Origin of the sequence: Trichlorobacter ammonificans, assembly GCF_933509905.1 — a bacterium.
GTDB lineage: Bacteria > Desulfobacterota > Desulfuromonadia > Geobacterales > Pseudopelobacteraceae > Trichlorobacter > Trichlorobacter ammonificans.
In genome coordinates this window covers 470,706-489,981 of record NZ_OW150024.1, presented here as the reverse complement: position 1 = coordinate 489,981, position 19,276 = coordinate 470,706, and the positions used below count along the sequence as shown (strand labels likewise).

Sequence of the window (19,276 nt, the reverse complement as noted above, 5' to 3'; positions counted from 1 at the left end):
CCGGCGCATCGGCACATTCCGAGTTCCTCAGTATTCAGTTGTGAGCAGCGGGGAGAAACGGGGTGTTGATCAGACGGTTCGAGGCGGTATGAAGGGAATGCGTGAAAAATCCTGGGGAACCAGGTGCGGGACCACCGCGGTACGCTGCGGTGACTCCTGGGGGGGATGGGACAGCGTCGGCAGGGGGCCGGTGACGCCCTGCGGATGGGTGTGAATGTCGCAGCAGTGGGCGCCGTGGGAGCTGCCGCCGTCGGTACTGCAGGGGTGGTGACTGTCCTGGCCGCCGGAAACGACAACCGGGCAGCAGTCCGACCCCGCGGCCGCGGTTGCGGCACTGCTGTCCGCACCGATGCAGACGGTGGTGGTCAGCAGGCTGACCAGCAGTATGATGGCGGTGACGAGACGAAGCATGACCTAGCTTATAATAAAGATCCGGTGGAACTGTAAAGCGCAAAACGCGTTCCGTGCTCTTGCATGACAAAGCGGAATCAGCTACCCTTCATTTGAATGATTGCTCAAATGTAGTTTTCAGGAGTCGCCCGTGTCAAGCGATTATTGCTGCGATGTGAGCTGCATCGACCAAGAAAAGATCAATGCCGTTGCGCCGCACCTGCTCTCCGCAGAGGCAACCGTGCGTCTGGCCGAGACCTTCCGGCTGCTGGGGGACCCCACCAGGGTGCGGATCATCCAGGCGCTGTCCCTGGAGGAACTTTGTGTCTGCGATATCGCGGCCCTGCTGGGGGCCAGCATCTCGGCGGTTTCCCACCAGTTGCGCCTTCTGCGCAGCATGCAGGTGGTCAGGTTCCGCAAGTCCGGCAAGATCGTCTACTACACCCTGGATGACGCCCATGTGCGCAACCTGCTGCAGGCCGGGGTAGACCATATCAGGGAGTGTCTCCTTCCGGCAAAGGAGCGCAGGGAGGTACGGCCATGAGCGGTTGTTGCGCGGACAGCTGTTGCGGCGGCGGTGATGGCGGCCGGCCGGTGCCCTGGTGGCGCCTTGGTCTGGCCGGGGCATTGGCGCTGTCCGCGGAAGGCGCGCACTGGCTCCCCGGCGACTACCACCGGGCCGGGCTGTTGCTGGCGCTCTGCGCCATCGCCCTCGGCGGCCTGGACACCTTCCGGAAGGGGTGGCGGGCGCTCTGTCGGGCCGACCTTAACATGAACGCTCTCATGTCCCTCGCCGTGACCGGCGCCCTGGCCATCGGGCAGTGGCCGGAGGCGGCCATGGTGATGATCCTGTTCACCCTGGCCGAGCGCCTGGAGGAACGGGCCCTGGATCGTGCCCGCCGGGCGGTGCACCGACTGCTCGCCCTGGCGCCGGAGCAGGCCACGGTGCAGCAGCCGGACGGAAGCTGGCAGGAGGCGGCAGCCCGGGGGGTGGCCGTGGGGAGTCGGGTACGCCTGAGGCCGGGGGAGCGGGTTCCCCTGGACGGTATCGTACTGTCCGGCTGCTCCAGCGTGAATCAGGCACCGATCACCGGCGAGAGCCTGCCGGTGGAAAAATCAGCCGGCGACCGACTCTTTGCCGGCACCATCAACCAGGAGGGGGAGCTGGAGTTCCGGACCACGGCCCCGGCGGACCACTCCACCCTGGCTCGCATCATCCGGGCCGTGGAAGGGGCCCAGGCCGGCCGCGCCCCGATCCAGCGCCTGGTGGACCGGTTTGCCCACCGCTATACCCCGGCCGTATTCGCCGTGGCGTTGGCCGTGGCCCTGCTGCCGCCCCTGGCCGGCGGCGCTCCCTGGGGGGAGTGGATCTACCGTGCCCTGGTGCTGCTGGTGATCGCCTGCCCCTGCGCCCTGGTCATTTCCACGCCGGTCACCATCGTCAGCGGTCTGGCGGCCGCAGCCCGTCACGGCATCCTGATCAAGGGGGGGGCGTACCTTGAAGCTGGCCGTTCATTACGTTGGCTGGCCTTGGACAAGACCGGCACCCTGACCCATGGCGAGCCGGTACAGACCGCCTTCATCCCCTGGGCTGACGCCGATCCGGAACGCTGCCGCAGCTTGGCCGCCGCACTGGCGGCCCGTTCCGACCATCCGGTCTCCCGTGCGGTTGCCGGGGACAACGGCAGCGTCGTGGCGCCCCTGCCGGAGATCGAGGCGTTTACCGCCTTGCCCGGCCGGGGGGTACGGGGGCTGAGCAACGGCTCCCTGTACCACTTGGGCAATTACCGGTTGCTGCAGGATCTGGGGTGTGCGACACCGGCACTGGCACTGCGCCGCGACGAGCTCGTGGCAACGGGAAATTCCGTGGTGTTCCTGGCCGGCGAGCACGGTGCCCTGGCGCTGTTCGCCGTGGCCGACACCTTGCGGGAAACCAGCCGCGAGGCCGTTGCCGACCTGCACTCCCTGGGAGTCAACACCGTGATCCTCAGCGGCGACAGCGTCGAGATCGCCCGCAGTATCGCCCTCCAGGCCGGCATCGACCGGGTAGAGGGGGAACTGCTGCCGGAGGACAAGCTGCGCGTCATCGAACGGCTCGGAGCCGACGGCCCGGTGGGGATGGTGGGGGACGGCATCAACGACGCGCCGGCACTGGCCCGGGCCCACATCGGATTCGCCATGGGGGCCGCCGGGTCCGATACGGCCATCGATACCGCCGATGTGGCGCTGATGGATGACGACCTGCGCAAAATTCCGGTCTTCATCCGGCTCTCCCGCGCCACGGTGCGGCTGCTGCGCCAGAACGTGACCCTGGCCCTGGGCATCAAGGGGGCATTCCTGCTGCTGGCGGTGACGGGGCATGCCACCATGTGGATGGCGGTGTTCGCCGATATGGGCACCAGCCTGCTGGTGGTGGGCAACGGCCTGCGCCTGCTGCGACGCTAGCAAGCGCCTGTGCTTCGCGGGTGCAGCGATCTGGCTATTTTTGAGCAACCCCGGTATAGTGCGGTTCCTGAAAACCGAGGTAAAAAGGAGGATGCCATGGAGACACTGGAAGCGATCAGAACACGACAGAGCGTGCGCAGGTTTTCGGAACAACCGGTTGAGCCGGCAAAGCTGACCGCGGTGCTGGAGGCGGTCCGCCGGGCGCCGTCATGGTCCAACCTGCAGTGCTGGAGCCTGGTGGTGGTGACCGATCCGGCAGTGCGGGAGAAGCTCAGCGAGCTCTCCTTTGTTGAGTCGTTCTTTGCCGCCTACGGCTACAAATCCAACCCGGCCCAGAAGGGGATCGCCCAGGCGCCGGTGGTGATCGTGGCCTGCGCGGATCCGGCCAAGTCCGGTGCGCTGCACGACCAGCCCTACTACATGGCCGATCTGGGAATCGCCACGCAGAACCTGATGCTGGCGGCCCACGACCAGGGGCTGGGCACCGTCTTCGTGGGGGTGTACGACGAGGAGCAGGTGAAAGCCCTGCTGGGGATACCGGCCGCTCTCAAGGTAGTGGGACTCTTCCCCCTGGGCTACCCCGCCGGTGAACTGAAAGGCGGTCCGCCCCGCAAGCCGCTGGAGGAGTTCGTCCACTACGGGACCTGGCGGCAGTAAGCCGGTGGTGCCGGCAATAACACGTTGCCCGCAGTGCGGCGGCGTTCGGCTCTCCTGGCCGTCGCGCAAGCAGTTTTCCTGTGACGACTGCGGGTTTCTGCTGTACCTGAACGTCGCCGCCGCCGTGGCCGTTATCATCGAATGCCGGGGCAGGCTGCTCTTCGGTGTCCGCAAGCACGAACCGGCACGGGGGATGCTCGATCTGCCGGGGGGATTCGTCGACCCGGATGAAACAGCGGAAGAGGCGTTGCGGCGGGAGTTGCGGGAGGAACTGCAGATCGACGTTCCGAACCCGCACTACCTGTTCTCCTTCCCGAACCGCTACCTCTATCGCGGCATCGAGTACGACACCCTGGACCTGATCTTTCTGGTGCGGTTCGACACGCCGCCCGCCATCACGGCGGGGGACGACCTGGAGTCGGTCCTGTGGCTCAGTCGCGATGCGATCGACTTCGGGCGGATCGGGTTTCCGTCGCTGCAACATGCGGTGCGGCGCTACCTGGAAACGTCCTGAGACGACCGGTTGCCGTCACACAACACAGGGGCCGCTCCGCCAACGGGGCGGCCCCTGTCGTTTCATCGGCCAGTGTCTTTCAGGGCTGTTTCGTTGCTGCCCCGTTGGCCGGTGGTTCCGGCGGTTGTACCCGCCGCCAGGTCGAATCCGGGTTGAAAAGGGTCATGGCTTCGGCAAGCCGCCGGGTCTGTCTGCCGAGGTTCTTTTCGTAGACAATCCCCTCCTGATTGACCAGAAAGGTCATGACCCCGGAACTGCCGTATGCCGCCGGATAGGCCACCAGGGCAAATCCCAGGATCATCCTCCCCTTGACCAGGTAGGGGTAGGCTCCGCCGCCGGCCTGCTCACCCTGGCCGGTCAGAATCCTGAAATGGTAGCCGTGGAAGGGGGCAAAGGGAGCCTCCGTGACGGAGTAGCCATCAGCCGTCAGTTGGGCCACCAGCGGGCCGAAGGGGCTTTCCGGCTCCCCTTCCTGTGCTTTCCAGTACAGGCCGTCCCGTCTGCCCGGACTGCTGACCAGCCGTTGGGCGAACTCTACCGTGCCGTTGTCGCCACGGTTCCTGCCGGCGTAGTCATGCTGTGCCGCCACATACCGCTCCAGCAACTCGAGGGCCCGCAGCTCGTTGCGCCCGATTCTGCGTTTCAGCATCTCCCGCTTTCCCGTACCGATATCAAAGGCCCATCCGCCGCGCTTCCTGACGATCGGGATCGGCAATGACCAGTCATCATTCCCGATCTGCAGGATCATGGCGGTCGGCCCCTGCGGGGTGATACGATGCTTGTGGTCGTAGGCGGCGACAAAGCGGTCCCTGCCGGCGTTGTCGGCAACGCCGTCCCCGGATGCCACCAGTTGTCGGCTGCCTGGTCCCAGTATGGTCAGCAGGGCCTGCAGATCATCCTTCCGGCAGGCTTCAACCAGTGCCCGGGCCGCCTGTTCGGGGCTCCGGAAATGCTGCTGCCGGGGGCCGGGGCCGCGGCATTCGGCGGTAGCAGCCGTCGTCACCAGCAGCACGCCGGCAAGGATCAGCAGCAGAAAACCGTGCCTCAGACCGCTGCTCACAAAACGTCCGGAAAGGATCGGGGTCATCTGCGTCCACCTCCTTCCTGCCGGGGCGATGCCGGTCGCTGCGACCGGCCGGCACCCGTGGAGACTCCGGGAGCGGGCTGCTGCACCTGGCCGGCGCGGGGGGGCGCCGGTACCGGCGCCTTGACGGCGGTGTTGCCGGGGACGCGGTTGCGGCGCGGGGCCTCGATGCCGCGACTGCTGCTGCCGCCCCGTTCCGCGGCCCTGCGTTCGAAGCCGCCTTCGCCGACTCCCCTGAAAGGACTGTCGCGTACCGTCGGCGGCCGCTGCGGCAGCGCGGGGGCGGCTGCTGGCGGTCGTTTCTCAAGCCGCTCCGGGGCTGGGGAAGCCTGGGGGGGCCGGTACTGCGGGGCACGCAGTTCCCGGAGGGGCGGACGTATCCCCGGGGGGCGGGCGCCGAAGCGTTCCCCCGTTTGCCAGGTGCGGTAGGCGACCCCCTTGCGGTGCCGTGGATCGTGGTGCCAGACCGGTCCGGTTTCGCGGGGGACGGGCGGGGGACGGTGGAAGCGGATGGTGCGGGAGCCGTCGATACGGATGCGGGGCGCCCCCCAGTCGAACCACACCCAGGACAGATAGCCGACACCGAGGAAGACCGGGGGGCCGAAACCGATGACAAGATTGCCGTACACGCCCGACGGGTAATACCAGACGTAGGGAGGGTAGGCCGGATACCACCAGGCGCCGTAGACCACCGCCGGGTCGTAGACCGGCACGTAGACCACCCCGGGCCGGGCCGCCTCGATCCGGATGTAGGTCGGTTCCACGGTCACGGTCTGCTCGCTGCCGCTTTTCAGGTTCCCCTGCTGCAAGGCGGTGCGGCGCAGCGCCTGGATCGTGGCCATTACCTCCTGCTCCTGCTCCAGAAAGGCATCACCCAGTGTACGGGTCTGGTCCAGCTTGTCACTCATGGAGGCGAGGATACCGGGAAAATGGCAGAGCGCCTTGACGCTGGGATCCCAGGGCTGTTCCTGCAACGCCGCGTCCAGGGCCTGTCCGCTCAACTGCGGGTTCCGGCCCAGCCAGCGCTCCGCCTCCACCACCTCCAGCGGGTAGGTGGCGGCCATCAGGATCTGGGCGACCAGCGCATCGGGATACAGCGCGATGGATGCCACCAGCTGGTTCAATTCTTCCGTACTGAACCGCACGGTCTGTTCCGTCTCCCGCACCTCGTCCGCCATCCCCGCCGCCGGCAGCGCGCACAGGGCGGTCATGAGCAGCGCCGCTCCAGAGAGTATTCGTCCGAGCATTTTCATGGCGATTCCTCCGATGCAGGCCGTGATGCCTGTCTTCTCAAGTGTATCCCCATTATCGGGAATCGCCACGGAAATAGTTTTCCACGTGATGCGAAGCGGCCGCCGGGACTTCCGGCGGCCGCTTCGCCTGTGCTATAGTACAGCACCGGCTGATCAACGATGCGAGGGTCCCGACCATGCGAACGCTGCTGCTCTGCCTTGCCATATCCGTTACCCTCACGGCCTGTAGTGCACAGGACTGGCGGACCGCACGCCGGGATTCGGCCGGCATTGCGCCGTCTCCGGCGACGGTACGGGAGGCGGTGCTCCAGGTCTACGGCGCTGACGCCTGGGGCTGGCGCGGCTGGTTCGCCATCCATACCTGGATCGCCGCCAAGCCCGCCGATGCGGCGGCCTACACCGTGTACGAGGTGGTGGGCTGGCGGCTGAGGCGGGGACTGCCGGTGGTGCGGATCGAACAGGACCTGCCCGACCGTTACTGGTACGGGGAACGACCGCGCCTGATCAAGGAGCTGCGGGGAACGGAGGCCGAACGGCTCATTGCCGGGGTGGACCGGGCGGCCCGCAGCTATCCCTGGCCCGATCGCTACCAGGCGTTTCCGGGGCCCAACAGCAACACCTTCATCGCCTGGATCGGCCGCCAGGTGCCGGAACTGGCGCTGGAACTTCCCTTTTCCGCCATCGGCAGCGGCTACATCGACACACGGTCGCAGTGACCAGGCCGCATGCCCCGCCTGTTCCGCTACCTGGAGCCGACCTGTTTTTCCGGCCTGATCGACGATCCCTGCCTGATCGTGCGGGATCGTCCGGTTCATGCCAGCATCATGCTGGACTGCGGCAGTCTCGCCCACGTGGCCAAGCGGGAGCTCAATCCGGTACGGGCCCTGTTCGTCAGCCACGCCCACATGGATCATTTCATGGGGTTCGACGCCTTCCTCCGTCAGGTCCACGCCAGCCCCCGCACCGTCGAACTGTTCGGCCCCCCCGGCTGTGCCGACCGCGTGCAGGCCCGGCTGGCGGGGTATGACTGGAACCTGGCCGAACCCTATTGGTGCACGGTACTGGTGCATGAAGTACACGCCGGGGAGCTGCGCAGCAGCCGCTTTTCCGGCCCCCATGCCTTTGCCCGCAGCGAAGCCGGCAGCCGGCCCCGCAAGGCGACGATCTACCGCTTCAACCATCTGGAGGTGGCCGCCGAGCTGCTGGACCACGGCATACCGGTGCTGAGCTTCCGGGTCCGGGAGCGGAAGATGTTCAGGATCGATCCGCGAAAGCTGGCGGCCCGCGGCCTGGTGCCGGGCCCCTGGATGGTGGAGCTGAAGCGGCGGTTCTTCACGGACTGGCAGGAACCGGCACCGCTGGTGGTGATGCGGGAACTCGGCAACGGCCGGCGGGAGGAGCTGCGGGAGGATGCCCGCCTGCTCTACCGCTCGATTCGCGGCAGGGTCAACGCCGCCGGCATCGGCTACCTGACCGATATCGGTTTCACCGGGCAGAACCGGGAGCGGGCGGAACGGTTTCTGGCCGGGGTCGACCTGCTGGTGGGGGAGTGCGCCTTTCTGCGCGGCGAACGGCACAAGGCCCGGAGGTCGCACCACCTCTGCACCGACGACGTCAATGAACTGCTGCGGCAGATACGTCCCCGTTTCTTTCTGCCGCTGCACCTCTCCAAGACCTATCTGGGGCGCAGCGATGAGCTGTACGACGAGCTGTCCCCGCCGGCCGGAACCACCGTCATCAGGCTGCCGGAGCACCTGCCGCCCCGACCGTTCTGCGCGGCGGAGGCACTGCAGCTTCACCGGCTGGCCGGTGCCATCACGGCCGCCCCTCGGCCTTTCTGATCCACGCCACGCAGGAGAATCCACCATGGAGCAGCCAGACCGCAATTGTCAGCCCGGCGCCGCCGACCTGATCCGCACCCTTGACCTCGCCCGCCACCCCGAAGGAGGCTGGTTCCGGGAAACCTACCGTTGCGCCGAGCTGCTGCCGGCCGCCGCTCTGCCGGCGCGCTTTGACGGTCCGCGATCCTGCTGCACGGCGATTCTCTTTCTGCTGGAACCGGGGGAGTTCTCGGCCCTGCACCGGATCAGGTCGGACGAATTGTGGCATTTTCACCTCGGCGGAGCGCTGACGATCCATATGCTGCTGCCGGACGGCAGGTACCTGGCACGCACCCTGGGGAGCGACCTGTGCGCCGGGGAGGCGCTGCAGGTGGCGGTTCCCGCCGGTGCCTGGTTCGGTGCCGAGCCGGACGGAAACGCGCCGTACACCCTGGTGGGCTGCACGGTTGCTCCCGGCTTCGAGTTCGCCGATTTCGAACTGGCCGACGGCCCCCTGCTGGCGCGACAGCTTCCGGCCCACGAGGGAATCATCCGGCGCCTGACCCGATCATGAACGTCCGAGGATGCCACTCCGGAGGGACGCACGCTTGCCATTTGGCCGCCTCTGTGCTATCTCGCGTGCTGCCCGGCGAAAGCGCGGCATCGGACATATTCCATCGAGGAGGATACGCACAATGAAGGTGTGGATGAAGCTGGTAACGGCAGCACTGGTGACCCCGTTGTTTCTGACCCCGGCCCTGGCCGCGCCGCCCCAAAAGGGGGAAGCCGTCACCACGGCCTCGGGCCTGAAGTATATCGACCGGGTGGTGGGAACCGGCGTTGCACCGGAAAAGGGCAACCTGGTGACGGTGCACTACACCGGTACCCTGGAAAACGGCAAGAAATTCGACAGCTCCGTTGACCGCGGCCGGCCGTTTTCCTTTGTCATCGGCACCGGCCAGGTGATCAAGGGGTGGGACGAAGGGGTGATGGGGATGAAGACAGGGGGCAAGCGCCGGCTGATCATTCCCGCATCCCTGGGCTACGGCGCCCGTGGCGCCGGTGGGGTGATCCCCCCCAACGCCACCCTGCATTTCGACGTGGAGTTGCTCGATGTCCGGAAGTAGGCCCCAGGTGGAGGAACAGCCGGAGCAGGCTCCCGCCATGGAGCGGATTCGGACGTTGTTCTCCGCCGAGGACCGGTTTGCCCGCCATAGCGGCATCGAGCTGCTGGAGGCGGCGCCGGGACAGGCGCGGGTAACGATGGAGATCAGGCCGTTTCACCTGAACGCCGCCGGCACCGTCCATGGCGGCGCCATCTTCACCCTGGCCGACTTCGCCTTCGCGGTAGCCTCCAACTCCCACGGCACCCTGGCCCTGGGGATCAGCACCAGCATTTCCTTCCTCAAGGGGGCCAGCACCGGCCGTCTTTTTGCCGAAGCACGGGAAGTGGCGCGCACTCCCCGGCTGGCCACCTACACCGTCACCGTCACCAATGACGGCGACGAGGTGGTGGCCCTCTTCCAGGGGACGGTGTACCGGAAGAAGGAGGCGCTGTTCCCCGGCGCCGTGGCGGAGGAGACAGCGGGCAACGGATGTGCCTGATCGCCTTCGCCCTGGGGCGGCATCCCCGCTACCGCCTGGTGCTGGTGGCCAACCGGGACGAATACCGCAGCCGCCCCAGCGACCCGGCCCGGTTCTGGGACGACATCCCCCACCTGCTGGCCGGTCGGGACCGGCAGGCGGGGGGAACCTGGCTGGGGCTCACCACCGGCGGCAGGCTGGCGGCCCTCACCAACTACCGCGATGCCCGGCAGCAGGTGAGCGATCCCCCCTCCCGCGGTTCCCTGGTGACCGCCTACCTGCGGGACGGATCGCTGACGCCGGCCCGGTTCCACGCCACCCTTGCCGCCAGCGGCAGCCGGTACGACGGCTTCAACCTGCTCTACGGCTCCCTGGACGGGCTGCACTACTTCACCAACCGGGGCGGTTCCTCCGGCCCAGTGCCGCCCGGCATCCATGCCCTCTCCAATCACCTGCTGGACACCGCCTGGCCCAAGGTGACGGCGGCCCGGCAGCGGCTTGAGGCGCTGCTGGAGCAGCCCGACCCGGCCGTGGCCGACCTGATGGGCTGCCTTGCCGATCCCGCCCCCTTTGGCGACCACCTGCTTCCCGACACCGGCATCGGCCTGGAGCGGGAACGGCTGCTCTCCCCCCTCTTCATCGCCGGCAGCACGTACGGCACCCGCACCACCACCCTGATCCTGGCCGACTACGACGGCCGGGTCACCTTTGTGGAGCAGAACCACGACCTGCCCGGCGCCCCCTGCCGGCGCTTCGAGGTGCGGATGGAGGACGCGGGAGGGGGCTGACCCCGCAGTACGGTTCCAAATTTTCGCCACTGATGGTAGGGTACCTTCCATGATCCTTTCCTTCTCCCCCGACTGCCGTGCCCTGATTCGTCACGAGATCGAGCAGGCCAACCACAACGAGGTGTTCTTCATCGCCGACTGCGACGCCACCGGCTGCGTGACCGCCGTTGAGGCGGTGGCCCGGGGCGGCAGGACGGCGGTGCCGGCCATCATCTCCCGGGCCGTTGCCGGCCAGGTGGTGCTGCACAACCACCCTTCCGGCGACCTGACCCCTTCCGATGCCGACCTGGATATCGCTTCCATCACCGGCAACAACGGCATCGGCTTTGCCATCATCGACAACCAGTGCGCTGACTGCTACCTGGTGGTGGCGCCGCACCTGCCCCGGGAACGGGAGCTGATCGCCGGCGACGAACTGGCGCGGGCCTTCGGTGCCGACGGCGTCCTGGCCCGTCATCTCAAGGGGTACGAAGAGCGGGAGGAGCAGGTACGCATGGCCCAGGCCGTGGCAGCGGCCTTCAACGGCGACGGCGTGGCCATGATCGAGGCCGGCACCGGCACCGGCAAATCCCTGGCCTACCTGATTCCGGCGGTACTCTGGGCGGTGCGCAACGAACAGCGGGTGGTGATCTCCACCAACACCATCAACCTGCAGGAACAGTTGATCAAGAAGGATATCCCCCTGTTGCAGCGCCACAGCACCGTGACGTTTTCCGCCTGCCTGGTGAAGGGACGGGGCAACTACCTCTGCAAGCGGAAGCTGGAGGCGGCGGTGGCCGAACCGGCCCTGTTTCCCGATGCCGCCACGGAGGAGCTGAACGCCCTGGCCGCCTGGAACGAGACCAGCCAGAGCGGCTGCCTGAGCGATCTTTCCTTCCATCCCTCCTGGGAGGTCTGGGACGACCTGCGCTGCGAGGCGGACCAGTGCAGCCGCTCCCGCTGCGCCCATTTCCAGAAATGTTTCTTCTACCGTGCCCGGCGGGAGGCGGCCACGGCCCGCATCCTGGTAGTGAACCATGCCCTGCTGCTGGCCGACATCGCCCTGCGCCGGGAAAGCGGCTACGATGCGGTGGCGATCCTGCCGCCGTTCACCCGCCTGATCGTCGACGAGGGGCACCACCTGGAGGAGGCGGCCACCGGCGCCCTTTCGGTACGGATCAGCCGCTCCGGGCTGATGCGGCACCTGGCCCGGCTGGCGCCCGCCGGCGGCAGAAGCGGTATCCTGGCGGTGCTGAATAACCGCCTGGGGCGGGAGCTGCCCGAACATCTGGACGGGCTCTACCAGGAGTTGTCCGCCATTGTGGAAGGGGCGCTGCTGCCCCAGACCCTGGAACTGGCGGGGATTCTGGACCGGGAGCTGGACTGGCTGGCCCAGGCGCTGCAGGAGGAGCTGGCCGGGGACGATCTGCGGGGAAGCGAGGTACGGCGCCGGATCACGCCGGCGGTGCGGCAGACCCCCTTCTGGACGGGACTGGCGCCGCGACTGACCGGGCTGGCGGAAAAACTGGCCGAACTGGCCGCCGGCCTGGGGGCCCTGGACCGGGCCGCGGCCAAACTGCCGGACCCGGTGCGGCAGGCTCTGGACGGCTGGCTGACCGATGCCGTCGGCATCGGCCGCCGCCTGGCAACGACCTCGGACGAGCTGCTGGGGTTCTGCGGGGAGGATGAGGAGGTCTGCCGCTGGCTGGAACTGAAGAAGAGCGGCCGGGGGATGCAGGCCGCCATCTGCAGTGCCCCCCTGGAGGTTGCCGCCACCATCCATGGGGCGCTGCTGGAGCCGATCCCCACGGTGGTGCTGACCTCGGCCACCATGACGGTGGGAGGCTCCTTCGGCTACCAGCGCCGCCGCACCGGCTTGGACCTGCTGGAACCGGCGCGGCTCTCCGAGCTTGCCCTTCCCTCCCCCTTCAACTTCGCCGAGCAATCGGTGGTGGGGATTCCCAACGACCTGCCCGATCCCGCCACCCCCGCCTACCGCCAGGCCCTGGCCGACGCGGTGCTGCGGGCCGTGGCCCTCTCCCGGGGGGGAGCCTTTGTGCTCTTCACCTCCTTCGACCTGCTCAGGCAAACCTGGAGCGCCCTGAAGGGAGACCTGGAACGGCTGGGGCTGACCGTGCTGCGCCAGGGAGAAGGAGGAGGGCGGCACCAGTTGCTGGCCCGCTTCCGCAAGGAGCGGCACGCCGTGCTGTTCGGCACCGACTCCTTCTGGGAGGGGGTGGATGTGAAGGGGGATGCGTTGCGGCTGGTGATCATCGCCCGCCTGCCGTTCCAGGTGCCCACGGAGCCGATCCAGCAGGCCCGGGCCGAGCGGGTGACCCGCCAGGGGGGAGACCCCTTCCGGGAGCTGTCCCTCCCCCAGGCGGTCCTCAAGCTGCGCCAGGGGTTCGGCCGGCTGATCCGCAGCCGCGACGATCACGGGGCGGTGCTGATCCTGGACAGCCGGATCGTCACCAAGAACTACGGTTCGCGATTTTTGAAGTCGCTGCCGGCGTCGGCCCAGGTGATCGCCCCGGCGGAACGGGTGTTCGGACGGCTTGAGGAGTTTTTCAACGGCATGGGGCTGCGGTCAGCCTGACAGTTCCTTCCGTTTGCGGCCGGCCCGCAGGTTGAAGCACTGCAGGTAGGTCAGGGTGGCCAGCAGGAAGGAAAAGTAGGAGGCGGCGAGGATCAGCGAGACGCCCCGCCCCTTGCCGGCATCGGGCACCATGATGATGAAGACGATGAAGAAGCCCAGGGCGCTGAGTTTCCAGAGGTCCCCCAGGAGCCGCCGCCGCCGCAGGGTCACCAGTTGCTCCGGGGTGATTCCCACCAGGCCGGCCTCCACCTCCACCGCCAGGTCCCGCCCGGCGAGCCACCAAGCGGGGTAGAGCAGCAGCAGTTGCACCACCATGGCCAGCAGAAGCGCTTTGGTGAAGAACTCCGGCGTTCCCTGGCGCCCGAAGAGCAGAATGAAGTTGTAGGCCATGAACAGGAACAGGCCCACCAGGGCCACCTGGATGGTCCGGTAGATGATTACCAGCCGCTTCAGGCGGGTCAGGTCATAGGCTGCCATGGGATCGTACCTCCGGGGCTCAAACAGATTTTGTCATGCAAGGCGGCTTCGGGTTATAACAGAACCCTGCCGTTCCCACAACCATGAAGGAGAAACGCGGCCTCGTGAAATCAACGCGACGCATATTCGGGCCGGTCAGCGCCCTGGTGGCGGTCCAGGTGGTCTGGGTGGTACTGGTGGTGCTCTGGATCACCTGGTTTCTGGGACGCAACCGGGAGCTGCAGGAACTGGCGGGCCGCTACCGGACGGAGCTGCTGGTGCGGGGCGCCGGCTGGTTCGATCTCTTCCAGGGGCTGGTGTTGCTCTCCATCCTGCTGGCCGGCGCCTATGCCCTGTTCCTGTTCTGGCGGCGCCAGTCGCGGCTGTACCAGCAGCAACGGGAGTTCATCACCCAGGTGACCCACGAGCTGAAGTCTCCCCTGGCCTCGATCCAGTTGCACCTGGAAACCATCCGCCTGCGCCGGCCCTCGGAGGATCGCCTGGACGCCTTCGTGGAGACCATGCTGGACGACACCCGGCGACTCCATTCCCAGATCGACAACCTGCTGCTGGCGGCCCGCCTCGAACAGCGGCGACGGCCGGCGGAGCGGCGGGAAATCGATCTTTCCGCCTTCGTCAGCCGCTACCTGGAGGAAAACCGCGATCGCCTGCCCCCCGGCACCCGCCTGGTGGCCGACATCGAACCGGCGCTGCGGGCGGCCGTTGAGCCGGACGAGATGGGAACGGTGCTGCGCAACCTGCTGGAGAACGCCGTGCTGTACTCGCCGGGACAGGCGGAGATCACGGTACGGCTCTCCCGGCAGGGACGCACCGTCCTGCTGGCGGTCCGGGACCAGGGCCAGGGGATCGCCCCGGAGCACCTGAAAAAAATCTTCAACCGCTTCTATCGGGTGGAACCGCCCGGCGACCGTATCCGCGGCACCGGCCTGGGACTTTACATCGTGCAGAGCGTGGCCAAAAACTGCGGCGGCTCGGTGACCGCGGAGAGCGCCGGTCCCGGCACCGGCTGCACCATTACCCTGCAGCTACCCCTTCTGGAGAAAAAATGAGCGTTCTTCCCTGCAGTATGTGTACCCGCTGGACCGACGACGTTGACCTGCGGATCATGGAATTTTCCCACAGCTACCTGGTGCTGAACCGGGACCAGTTCTTTCCCGGCTACTGCCTGCTCTTCACCCGCGAGCACGTGACCGAGCTGTTCCACCTGGAACGGCAGGTCAGGCAGGAGCTGATGGAGGAGGTCTGCCGGGTAGCTGCGGTGCTTGCTCCGCTGTTCAGGGCGGACAAGATCAACTACGAACTGCTGGGCAACATGGTGCCCCACATCCACTGGCACCTGGTGCCCCGCCGGGGCGACGATCCGCTCTGGCCCCGCCCGATCTGGGCCGAGCCGCACCGGGAGCTGCTGCTCACCCCGGAAGCGTACCGTGAGCGGACCGCCGCCATCCGGCAGGCCCTGGAGGCGGCATGACGGCCATCGGCATGACGACCCTGGAAAACGGCCTGCGGATGGTGACGGTGCCGCTGCCCCACCTGCACAGTGCCGAGGTGGCGGTGTACCTGAAAGTGGGAGGGCGCAACGATCCCCCCGGGGAATCCGGTCTGGCCCACTTTCTGGAGCATATGCTCTTCCGGGGGGCGGGACCCTACCGCTCGTCACTGGAGATCGAGGCGGCCTTCGAATCCCTGGGAGGCTCGGTCAACGCCGCCACCGACGCCGATTCCACCTGCTTCTTCGGACGGATTCATCCCCGTCACGTGAGCAGCGGACTGGCGATTCTGGCGGAAATGCTGTTGCGGCCCCGGCTGGAGGGGGTCGACCTGGAGCGGCGGATCATCGGCGAGGAGGCGCTGCAGGACTTAAACGAGGAGGGGGAGGAGATCAATCCCGACGTGGTGGTGGGGCAGTTGCTCTGGCCGGCTCACCCCCTGGGGGGCTCCACCCTGGGAACCCTGGAAGACCTGGAGCGGATCAGCGACGCGAGCCTGCGCCGTCACCTGGCCGCCTGGTACCGTCCCAACAACGCCGTGGTGGTGGCGGCCGGACCGGTGCGACACGAGGAGCTGGTGGCCGCCGCAGCGGACTGTCTGGGGGGATGGCAGGCCGCTCCCCTGCCGGATCAGCTCCCGGTAACTGCCCTGCCTGACGGCCCGGCTCTGGCACTGGTGCGCAACCCGGACAGCCAGGTGACGGTACAACTGGCCTTCCGGGCCTGCCAACGGGACTCCTCCCGCCTGATCACCCAGAAGGTGCTGCGCCGCCTGCTGGCCGGCGGCGGCTGCTCCCGGCTGCACCTGGCGCTGCGGGAAAACCTGGGGCTGGTCTACTCGGTGGATGCCGGCTTCGGCGCCTATGACGAGACCGGCTGCCTCACCATCGACCTCGCCACGGCGCCGGAAAACCTCTGCGCGGTGCTGGAGACCACCCTGGCGGAGCTGCGGCGGCTTGCCGATGAACCGGCGGTGCAGGAGGAGCTGGAGCGGGTGAAGACGGTGTACCTGGCGGAGCTGGACTACAGCCGGGATTCGGTGACCGACATGGCGGTGCGCTACGGCTGGGGTACCCTGATGGGGGTGGTGCGGGAGATCGACGATGACCAGCGGCTGGTGCGGGAGGTAACGGCGGAGGGAGTCCGGGGCCTGGCGGAGGAACTGTTTAAGCCGGACAACCGCTTTCTGGGGGTGATCGGCCCCCAGGAGGGGGTTAACCGCGCTGCTCTGGAACGGCTGCTGGCAATGGCGTAGACGTAGGGCACTCTCCAAAGACCGGGACACGTTGGCCGATCCCGTCCGTCTGCCGAACCGCGGATGAAAAGCGAATAAAGGGTACCCGTTGTGAAGTACAAAAGCCCACAAGCCCGGATGTTGTCCGGACGTGTGGGCTTTTGTAGGTGCTCGTTACGCTGGCGGCTGGTGAGCCATGTGCTACTTTGTCTGGTCCGTTCCGCCCCCCAGCGCGGCATGGGCTGCAGCCAGCCGGGCGATGGGCACCCGGAAGGGGGAGCAGGAGACGTAATCCAGGCCGATCTTGTGGCAGAAGATCACCGACTCGGGATCGCCGCCATGCTCACCGCAGATGCCCAGCTTGATGTTCGGCCGGGTGGACCGCCCCCTTTCGCAGCCCATCTTCAACAGCTGGCCCACGCCGTTCTGGTCCAGGGAGACGAAGGGGTCTTCCGGCAGGATGCCGGCGTCGACGTAGGAGGGCAGGAACGTGCCGGCGTCGTCCCGGGACAGGCCGAAGGTGGTCTGGGTCAGGTCGTTGGTGCCGTAGGAGAAGAATTCCGCCTCAACCGCGATCTCGTCGGCGGTCAGCGCTGCCCGGGGCAGTTCGATCATGGTGCCGATCAGGTACTCCACCTGCACGCCGTACTTCGCAATGACCTCGTCGCAGACCCTGACGGCATTGGCCTTCAGCACTGCCAGCTCCTTGACCGTGGCGATCAGCGGAATCATGATCTCCGGCACGATACTGAACCCTTCGTTCTTCACCAGCTCACAGGCCGCCTCCATGATGGCCCGCACCTGCATGTCGTAAATCTCCGGGAAGGTGATTCCCAGGCGGCAGCCGCGGTGCCCCAGCATCGGGTTGAACTCGTGCAGGAATTCCACCTTGTGCTTGAGGGTGGCGGCCGGCACCCCCATGGTCCTGGACAATTCGTCGATATCCTTGTCTTCCTGGGGCAGGAATTCGTGCAACGGCGGATCCAGCAGCCGGATGGTGACCGGCAGCCCCTTCATCTCGCGGAAGATGCCGATGAAGTCACCTTTTTGCATCGGCAGGATCTTGGCCAGGGCCTTTTCACGCCCTTCCACGTCGGCGGCCAGGATCATCTCCCGTACCGCGGCGATCCGCTCCGCTTCAAAGAACATATGCTCGGTGCGGCACAGTCCGATCCCTTCGGCACCGAACTCGCGGGCAACCTTGGAGTCGTGGGGGGTGTCGGCATTGGTGCGCACCTTCAGGGTGCGGAACCTATCAACCCAGCCCATCAGGGTGCCGAAGTCGCCGGTCATCTGGGGCGGTACCGTGGGCACCTCGCCCAGCATCACCTGGCCGGTGGAGCCGTCCAGGGTGATGGTGTCCCCTTTTTTGACCACCACGCCGCCACAGGCGGTAAAGCTCTGCTCTGCGTAGTTGACCTTAATGTCGCCGCAGCCGGCCACGCAGCACTTGCCCATGCCCCGGGCCACCACCGCCGCGTGGGAGGTCATGCCGCCCCGGGCGGTGAGGATACCTTGCGAAGCGTGCATGCCGTGGATATCTTCCGGCGAGGTCTCGATCCGCACCAGAATCACCTTCTTGCCGTTCTTGGCCAGCTCTTCCGCCTCGTCGGCGGTGAAGACCACGGTGCCGCCGGCAGCGCCGGGGGAGGCGGGCAGGCCCTTGGCAATGATCTTCTTCTCTGCCTTGGGATCAAGGGAGGGGTGCAGCAACTGATCCAGCTGGGAAGGGAGCACCCGCAGCACGGCGGTCTTCTCGTCGATCAGCCCCTCCTTCACCATGTCCACCGCCACCTTGATGGCGGCATGGGCGGTGCGCTTGCCGTTGCGGGTCTGCAGCATGAACAGCTTGCCCTTTTCAATGGTGAATTCGATATCCTGCATATCCTTGTAATGCTTTTCCAGGATGGAGCGGATATCGGCCAACTGTTTGTAACATTCCGGCAACACCTCTTCCATGGCCGGCAGGTCGCCCGGTTTCTTCTGATGCAGGTTGATCGGCTGCGGGGTACGGATACCGGCCACCACATCCTCGCCCTGGGCATTCACCAGGTATTCGCCGTAGAAGTAGTTTTCCCCGGTGGAGGGGTCGCGGGTAAAGGCCACGCCGGTGGCACAGTCATTGCCCATGTTGCCGAAGACCATGGCCTGAACGTTGACGGCGGTGCCCCAGTCGGCCGGGATGTTGTTCAACTTGCGGTAGGTGATGGCCCGCTGGTTCATCCAGGAACCGAACACGGCGCCGATGGCCCCCCAGAGCTGCTCCTTCGGATCTTCCGGGAACTCCTTGCCCAGATCGGCCTTGATCCGGGCCTTGAACTGTCCCACCAGATCCTGCCAGTCGGCAGCAGTGAGGTCCGTATCCAGATGGACTCCTTTTTCCGCCTTCTTCTGATCCAGAAGTTGTTCCAGGGTATGCTTGTCCATGCCCATGACCACATCGGAATACATTTGCACAAAGCGGCGGTAGGCGTCGTAGGCGAAGCGCTCGTCGCCGGACTGGGCGATGATTCCCTGCACGGTGGTATCGTTCAGGCCCAGGTTGAGGATGGTATCCATCATGCCGGGCATGGAGGCCCGGGCCCCGGAACGGACGGAAACCAGCAGCGGATTGCGGGCATCGCCGAAGGTCCGGCCCATGATGGCTTCAACCTGCTTCAGGTGCGCCTCCACTTCGGCGGTCAGCGAGGCGGGATAGGTCTCGTTGTTGGCGTAATAATAGGTGCATACTTCGGTGCTGATGGTGAAGCCCGGCGGGACCGGCAGGCCGATGCTGGTCATTTCCGCCAGGTTGGCTCCCTTGCCCCCCAGCAGGTTTTTCATGTCGGCCTTGCCCTCGGCCTGGCCGTTACCGAAGAAATACACATACTTTGCTGCCATGTCTCTCCTCCTTGGGTGTGGTGATTTTATTCAGTGTGAAAAGGTTTTAATTATAGTGAAATCAACAACTTATGTACCATAACGG

General features: G+C 66.5%; 19 protein-coding genes. 14 read left to right on the top strand and 5 right to left on the bottom strand.

Annotation, left to right across the window (positions count from 1 at the left end; translation table 11 throughout):
• Positions 1 to 69: 69 nt before the first annotated feature.
• Complete coding sequence (locus tag RAK07_RS02085) at positions 70 to 411, bottom strand: hypothetical protein (protein WP_305731205.1); 342 nt, start codon at positions 409 to 411, stop codon at positions 70 to 72.
• A gap of 130 nt (positions 412 to 541) precedes the next feature.
• On the opposite strand from RAK07_RS02085, the gene RAK07_RS02080 reads away from it, so the two are divergent.
• From RAK07_RS02080 to RAK07_RS02065, 4 genes are all read left to right on the top strand, one after another.
• Positions 542 to 934 (top strand): ArsR/SmtB family transcription factor, encoded by a 393-nt coding sequence (locus RAK07_RS02080; RefSeq protein ID WP_305731204.1) that lies wholly within the window; start codon positions 542 to 544, stop codon positions 932 to 934.
• A complete protein-coding gene (locus RAK07_RS02075; RefSeq protein ID WP_305731203.1) occupies positions 931 to 2,835 on the top strand; it encodes a heavy metal translocating P-type ATPase in 1,905 nt (634 codons plus the stop codon). Before RAK07_RS02080 ends, RAK07_RS02075 begins: the two co-directional genes overlap by 4 nt.
• A gap of 96 nt (positions 2,836 to 2,931) precedes the next feature.
• Positions 2,932 to 3,492, top strand: coding sequence for a nitroreductase family protein (locus tag RAK07_RS02070; RefSeq protein WP_305731202.1), 561 nt, complete (start codon positions 2,932 to 2,934; stop codon positions 3,490 to 3,492).
• 7 nt (positions 3,493 to 3,499) lie between these two features.
• On the top strand, positions 3,500 to 4,006 hold the full coding sequence (locus RAK07_RS02065) for an NUDIX hydrolase (protein WP_305731201.1): 507 nt from the start codon (positions 3,500 to 3,502) through the stop codon (positions 4,004 to 4,006).
• 79 nt (positions 4,007 to 4,085) lie between these two features.
• On the opposite strand, the gene RAK07_RS02060 is transcribed toward RAK07_RS02065, so the two are convergent.
• Positions 4,086 to 5,093 (bottom strand): DUF2950 domain-containing protein, encoded by a 1,008-nt coding sequence (locus tag RAK07_RS02060; protein WP_305731200.1) that lies wholly within the window; start codon positions 5,091 to 5,093, stop codon positions 4,086 to 4,088.
• Complete coding sequence (locus RAK07_RS02055) at positions 5,090 to 6,343, bottom strand: DUF3300 domain-containing protein (protein WP_305731199.1); 1,254 nt, start codon at positions 6,341 to 6,343, stop codon at positions 5,090 to 5,092. The genes RAK07_RS02060 and RAK07_RS02055 overlap by 4 nt, the downstream gene beginning before the upstream one ends.
• Positions 6,344 to 6,519: 176 nt before the next feature.
• Between RAK07_RS02055 and RAK07_RS02050 the strand changes: the two genes are divergently transcribed.
• The 7 genes from RAK07_RS02050 (at position 6,520) to RAK07_RS02020 (ending at position 13,110) form a co-directional block, all read left to right on the top strand.
• Positions 6,520 to 7,059 (top strand): DUF3750 domain-containing protein, encoded by a 540-nt coding sequence (locus RAK07_RS02050; RefSeq protein ID WP_305731198.1) that lies wholly within the window; start codon positions 6,520 to 6,522, stop codon positions 7,057 to 7,059.
• A gap of 9 nt (positions 7,060 to 7,068) precedes the next feature.
• Positions 7,069 to 8,184: an MBL fold metallo-hydrolase gene (locus RAK07_RS02045; RefSeq protein WP_305731197.1), complete on the top strand. Its 1,116-nt coding sequence runs from the start codon at positions 7,069 to 7,071 to the stop codon at positions 8,182 to 8,184.
• 25 nt (positions 8,185 to 8,209) lie between these two features.
• Positions 8,210 to 8,737 (top strand): cupin domain-containing protein, encoded by a 528-nt coding sequence (locus RAK07_RS02040; protein WP_305731196.1) that lies wholly within the window; start codon positions 8,210 to 8,212, stop codon positions 8,735 to 8,737.
• A 121-nt stretch (positions 8,738 to 8,858) separates the two neighbouring features.
• Positions 8,859 to 9,290, top strand: a complete 432-nt coding sequence (locus RAK07_RS02035) for an FKBP-type peptidyl-prolyl cis-trans isomerase (RefSeq protein WP_305731195.1) — start codon at positions 8,859 to 8,861, stop codon at positions 9,288 to 9,290.
• A complete protein-coding gene (locus RAK07_RS02030; protein WP_305731194.1) occupies positions 9,277 to 9,768 on the top strand; it encodes a PaaI family thioesterase in 492 nt (163 codons plus the stop codon). The genes RAK07_RS02035 and RAK07_RS02030 overlap by 14 nt, the downstream gene beginning before the upstream one ends.
• Positions 9,759 to 10,535: an NRDE family protein gene (locus RAK07_RS02025; RefSeq protein WP_305731193.1), complete on the top strand. Its 777-nt coding sequence runs from the start codon at positions 9,759 to 9,761 to the stop codon at positions 10,533 to 10,535. Before RAK07_RS02030 ends, RAK07_RS02025 begins: the two co-directional genes overlap by 10 nt.
• Positions 10,536 to 10,584: 49 nt before the next feature.
• Positions 10,585 to 13,110 carry a helicase C-terminal domain-containing protein gene (locus RAK07_RS02020; protein ID WP_305731192.1) on the top strand — a complete coding sequence of 842 codons (2,526 nt, stop codon included), beginning with the start codon at positions 10,585 to 10,587 and terminating at the stop codon, positions 13,108 to 13,110.
• Here RAK07_RS02020 and RAK07_RS02015 read toward each other — a convergent pair.
• The gene (locus RAK07_RS02015) at positions 13,102 to 13,587 is read right to left on the bottom strand and encodes a hypothetical protein (RefSeq protein ID WP_305731191.1); all 486 of its coding nucleotides are present in this window, start codon (positions 13,585 to 13,587) and stop codon (positions 13,102 to 13,104) included. The two genes, RAK07_RS02020 and RAK07_RS02015, sit on opposite strands and share 9 nt — an antisense overlap.
• A 104-nt stretch (positions 13,588 to 13,691) precedes the next feature.
• Between RAK07_RS02015 and RAK07_RS02010 the strand changes: the two genes are divergently transcribed.
• Genes RAK07_RS02010 through RAK07_RS02000 form a run of 3 tightly spaced genes read left to right on the top strand, consistent with a single transcriptional unit; the run spans position 13,692 to position 16,332 of the window.
• Positions 13,692 to 14,636: a sensor histidine kinase gene (locus RAK07_RS02010; RefSeq protein ID WP_305731190.1), complete on the top strand. Its 945-nt coding sequence runs from the start codon at positions 13,692 to 13,694 to the stop codon at positions 14,634 to 14,636.
• On the top strand, positions 14,633 to 15,058 hold the full coding sequence (locus RAK07_RS02005; RefSeq protein ID WP_305731189.1) for an HIT family protein: 426 nt from the start codon (positions 14,633 to 14,635) through the stop codon (positions 15,056 to 15,058). The genes RAK07_RS02010 and RAK07_RS02005 overlap by 4 nt, the downstream gene beginning before the upstream one ends.
• Positions 15,055 to 16,332, top strand: coding sequence for a M16 family metallopeptidase (locus tag RAK07_RS02000; RefSeq protein WP_305731188.1), 1,278 nt, complete (start codon positions 15,055 to 15,057; stop codon positions 16,330 to 16,332). Before RAK07_RS02005 ends, RAK07_RS02000 begins: the two co-directional genes overlap by 4 nt.
• 180 nt (positions 16,333 to 16,512) lie before the next feature.
• Here RAK07_RS02000 and ppdK read toward each other — a convergent pair whose 3' ends face one another.
• On the bottom strand, positions 16,513 to 19,191 hold the full coding sequence (ppdK, locus tag RAK07_RS01995; protein ID WP_305731187.1) for a pyruvate, phosphate dikinase: 2,679 nt from the start codon (positions 19,189 to 19,191) through the stop codon (positions 16,513 to 16,515).
• Positions 19,192 to 19,276 lie beyond the last annotated feature (85 nt).

Bases quoted from the DNA above. Each gene is read 5' to 3' on its own strand.
- RAK07_RS02075 (WP_305731203.1), top strand. From the start codon at position 931: ATGAGCGGTTGTTGCGCGGACAGCTGTTGCGGCGGCGGTGATGGCGGC.
- RAK07_RS02020 (WP_305731192.1), top strand. From the start codon at position 10,585: ATGATCCTTTCCTTCTCCCCCGACTGCCGTGCCCTGATTCGTCACGAG.
- RAK07_RS02015 (WP_305731191.1), bottom strand. From the start codon at position 13,587: ATGGCAGCCTATGACCTGACCCGCCTGAAGCGGCTGGTAATCATCTAC.
- RAK07_RS02085 (WP_305731205.1), bottom strand. From the start codon at position 411: ATGCTTCGTCTCGTCACCGCCATCATACTGCTGGTCAGCCTGCTGACC.
- RAK07_RS02035 (WP_305731195.1), top strand. From the start codon at position 8,859: ATGAAGGTGTGGATGAAGCTGGTAACGGCAGCACTGGTGACCCCGTTG.
- RAK07_RS02025 (WP_305731193.1), top strand. From the start codon at position 9,759: ATGTGCCTGATCGCCTTCGCCCTGGGGCGGCATCCCCGCTACCGCCTG.
- RAK07_RS02005 (WP_305731189.1), top strand. From the start codon at position 14,633: ATGAGCGTTCTTCCCTGCAGTATGTGTACCCGCTGGACCGACGACGTT.
- RAK07_RS02030 (WP_305731194.1), top strand. From the start codon at position 9,277: ATGTCCGGAAGTAGGCCCCAGGTGGAGGAACAGCCGGAGCAGGCTCCC.
- RAK07_RS02060 (WP_305731200.1), bottom strand. From the start codon at position 5,093: ATGACCCCGATCCTTTCCGGACGTTTTGTGAGCAGCGGTCTGAGGCAC.
- RAK07_RS02000 (WP_305731188.1), top strand. From the start codon at position 15,055: ATGACGGCCATCGGCATGACGACCCTGGAAAACGGCCTGCGGATGGTG.
- ppdK (WP_305731187.1), bottom strand. From the start codon at position 19,191: ATGGCAGCAAAGTATGTGTATTTCTTCGGTAACGGCCAGGCCGAGGGC.
- RAK07_RS02050 (WP_305731198.1), top strand. From the start codon at position 6,520: ATGCGAACGCTGCTGCTCTGCCTTGCCATATCCGTTACCCTCACGGCC.
- RAK07_RS02055 (WP_305731199.1), bottom strand. From the start codon at position 6,343: ATGAAAATGCTCGGACGAATACTCTCTGGAGCGGCGCTGCTCATGACC.
- RAK07_RS02045 (WP_305731197.1), top strand. From the start codon at position 7,069: ATGCCCCGCCTGTTCCGCTACCTGGAGCCGACCTGTTTTTCCGGCCTG.
- RAK07_RS02070 (WP_305731202.1), top strand. From the start codon at position 2,932: ATGGAGACACTGGAAGCGATCAGAACACGACAGAGCGTGCGCAGGTTT.
- RAK07_RS02040 (WP_305731196.1), top strand. From the start codon at position 8,210: ATGGAGCAGCCAGACCGCAATTGTCAGCCCGGCGCCGCCGACCTGATC.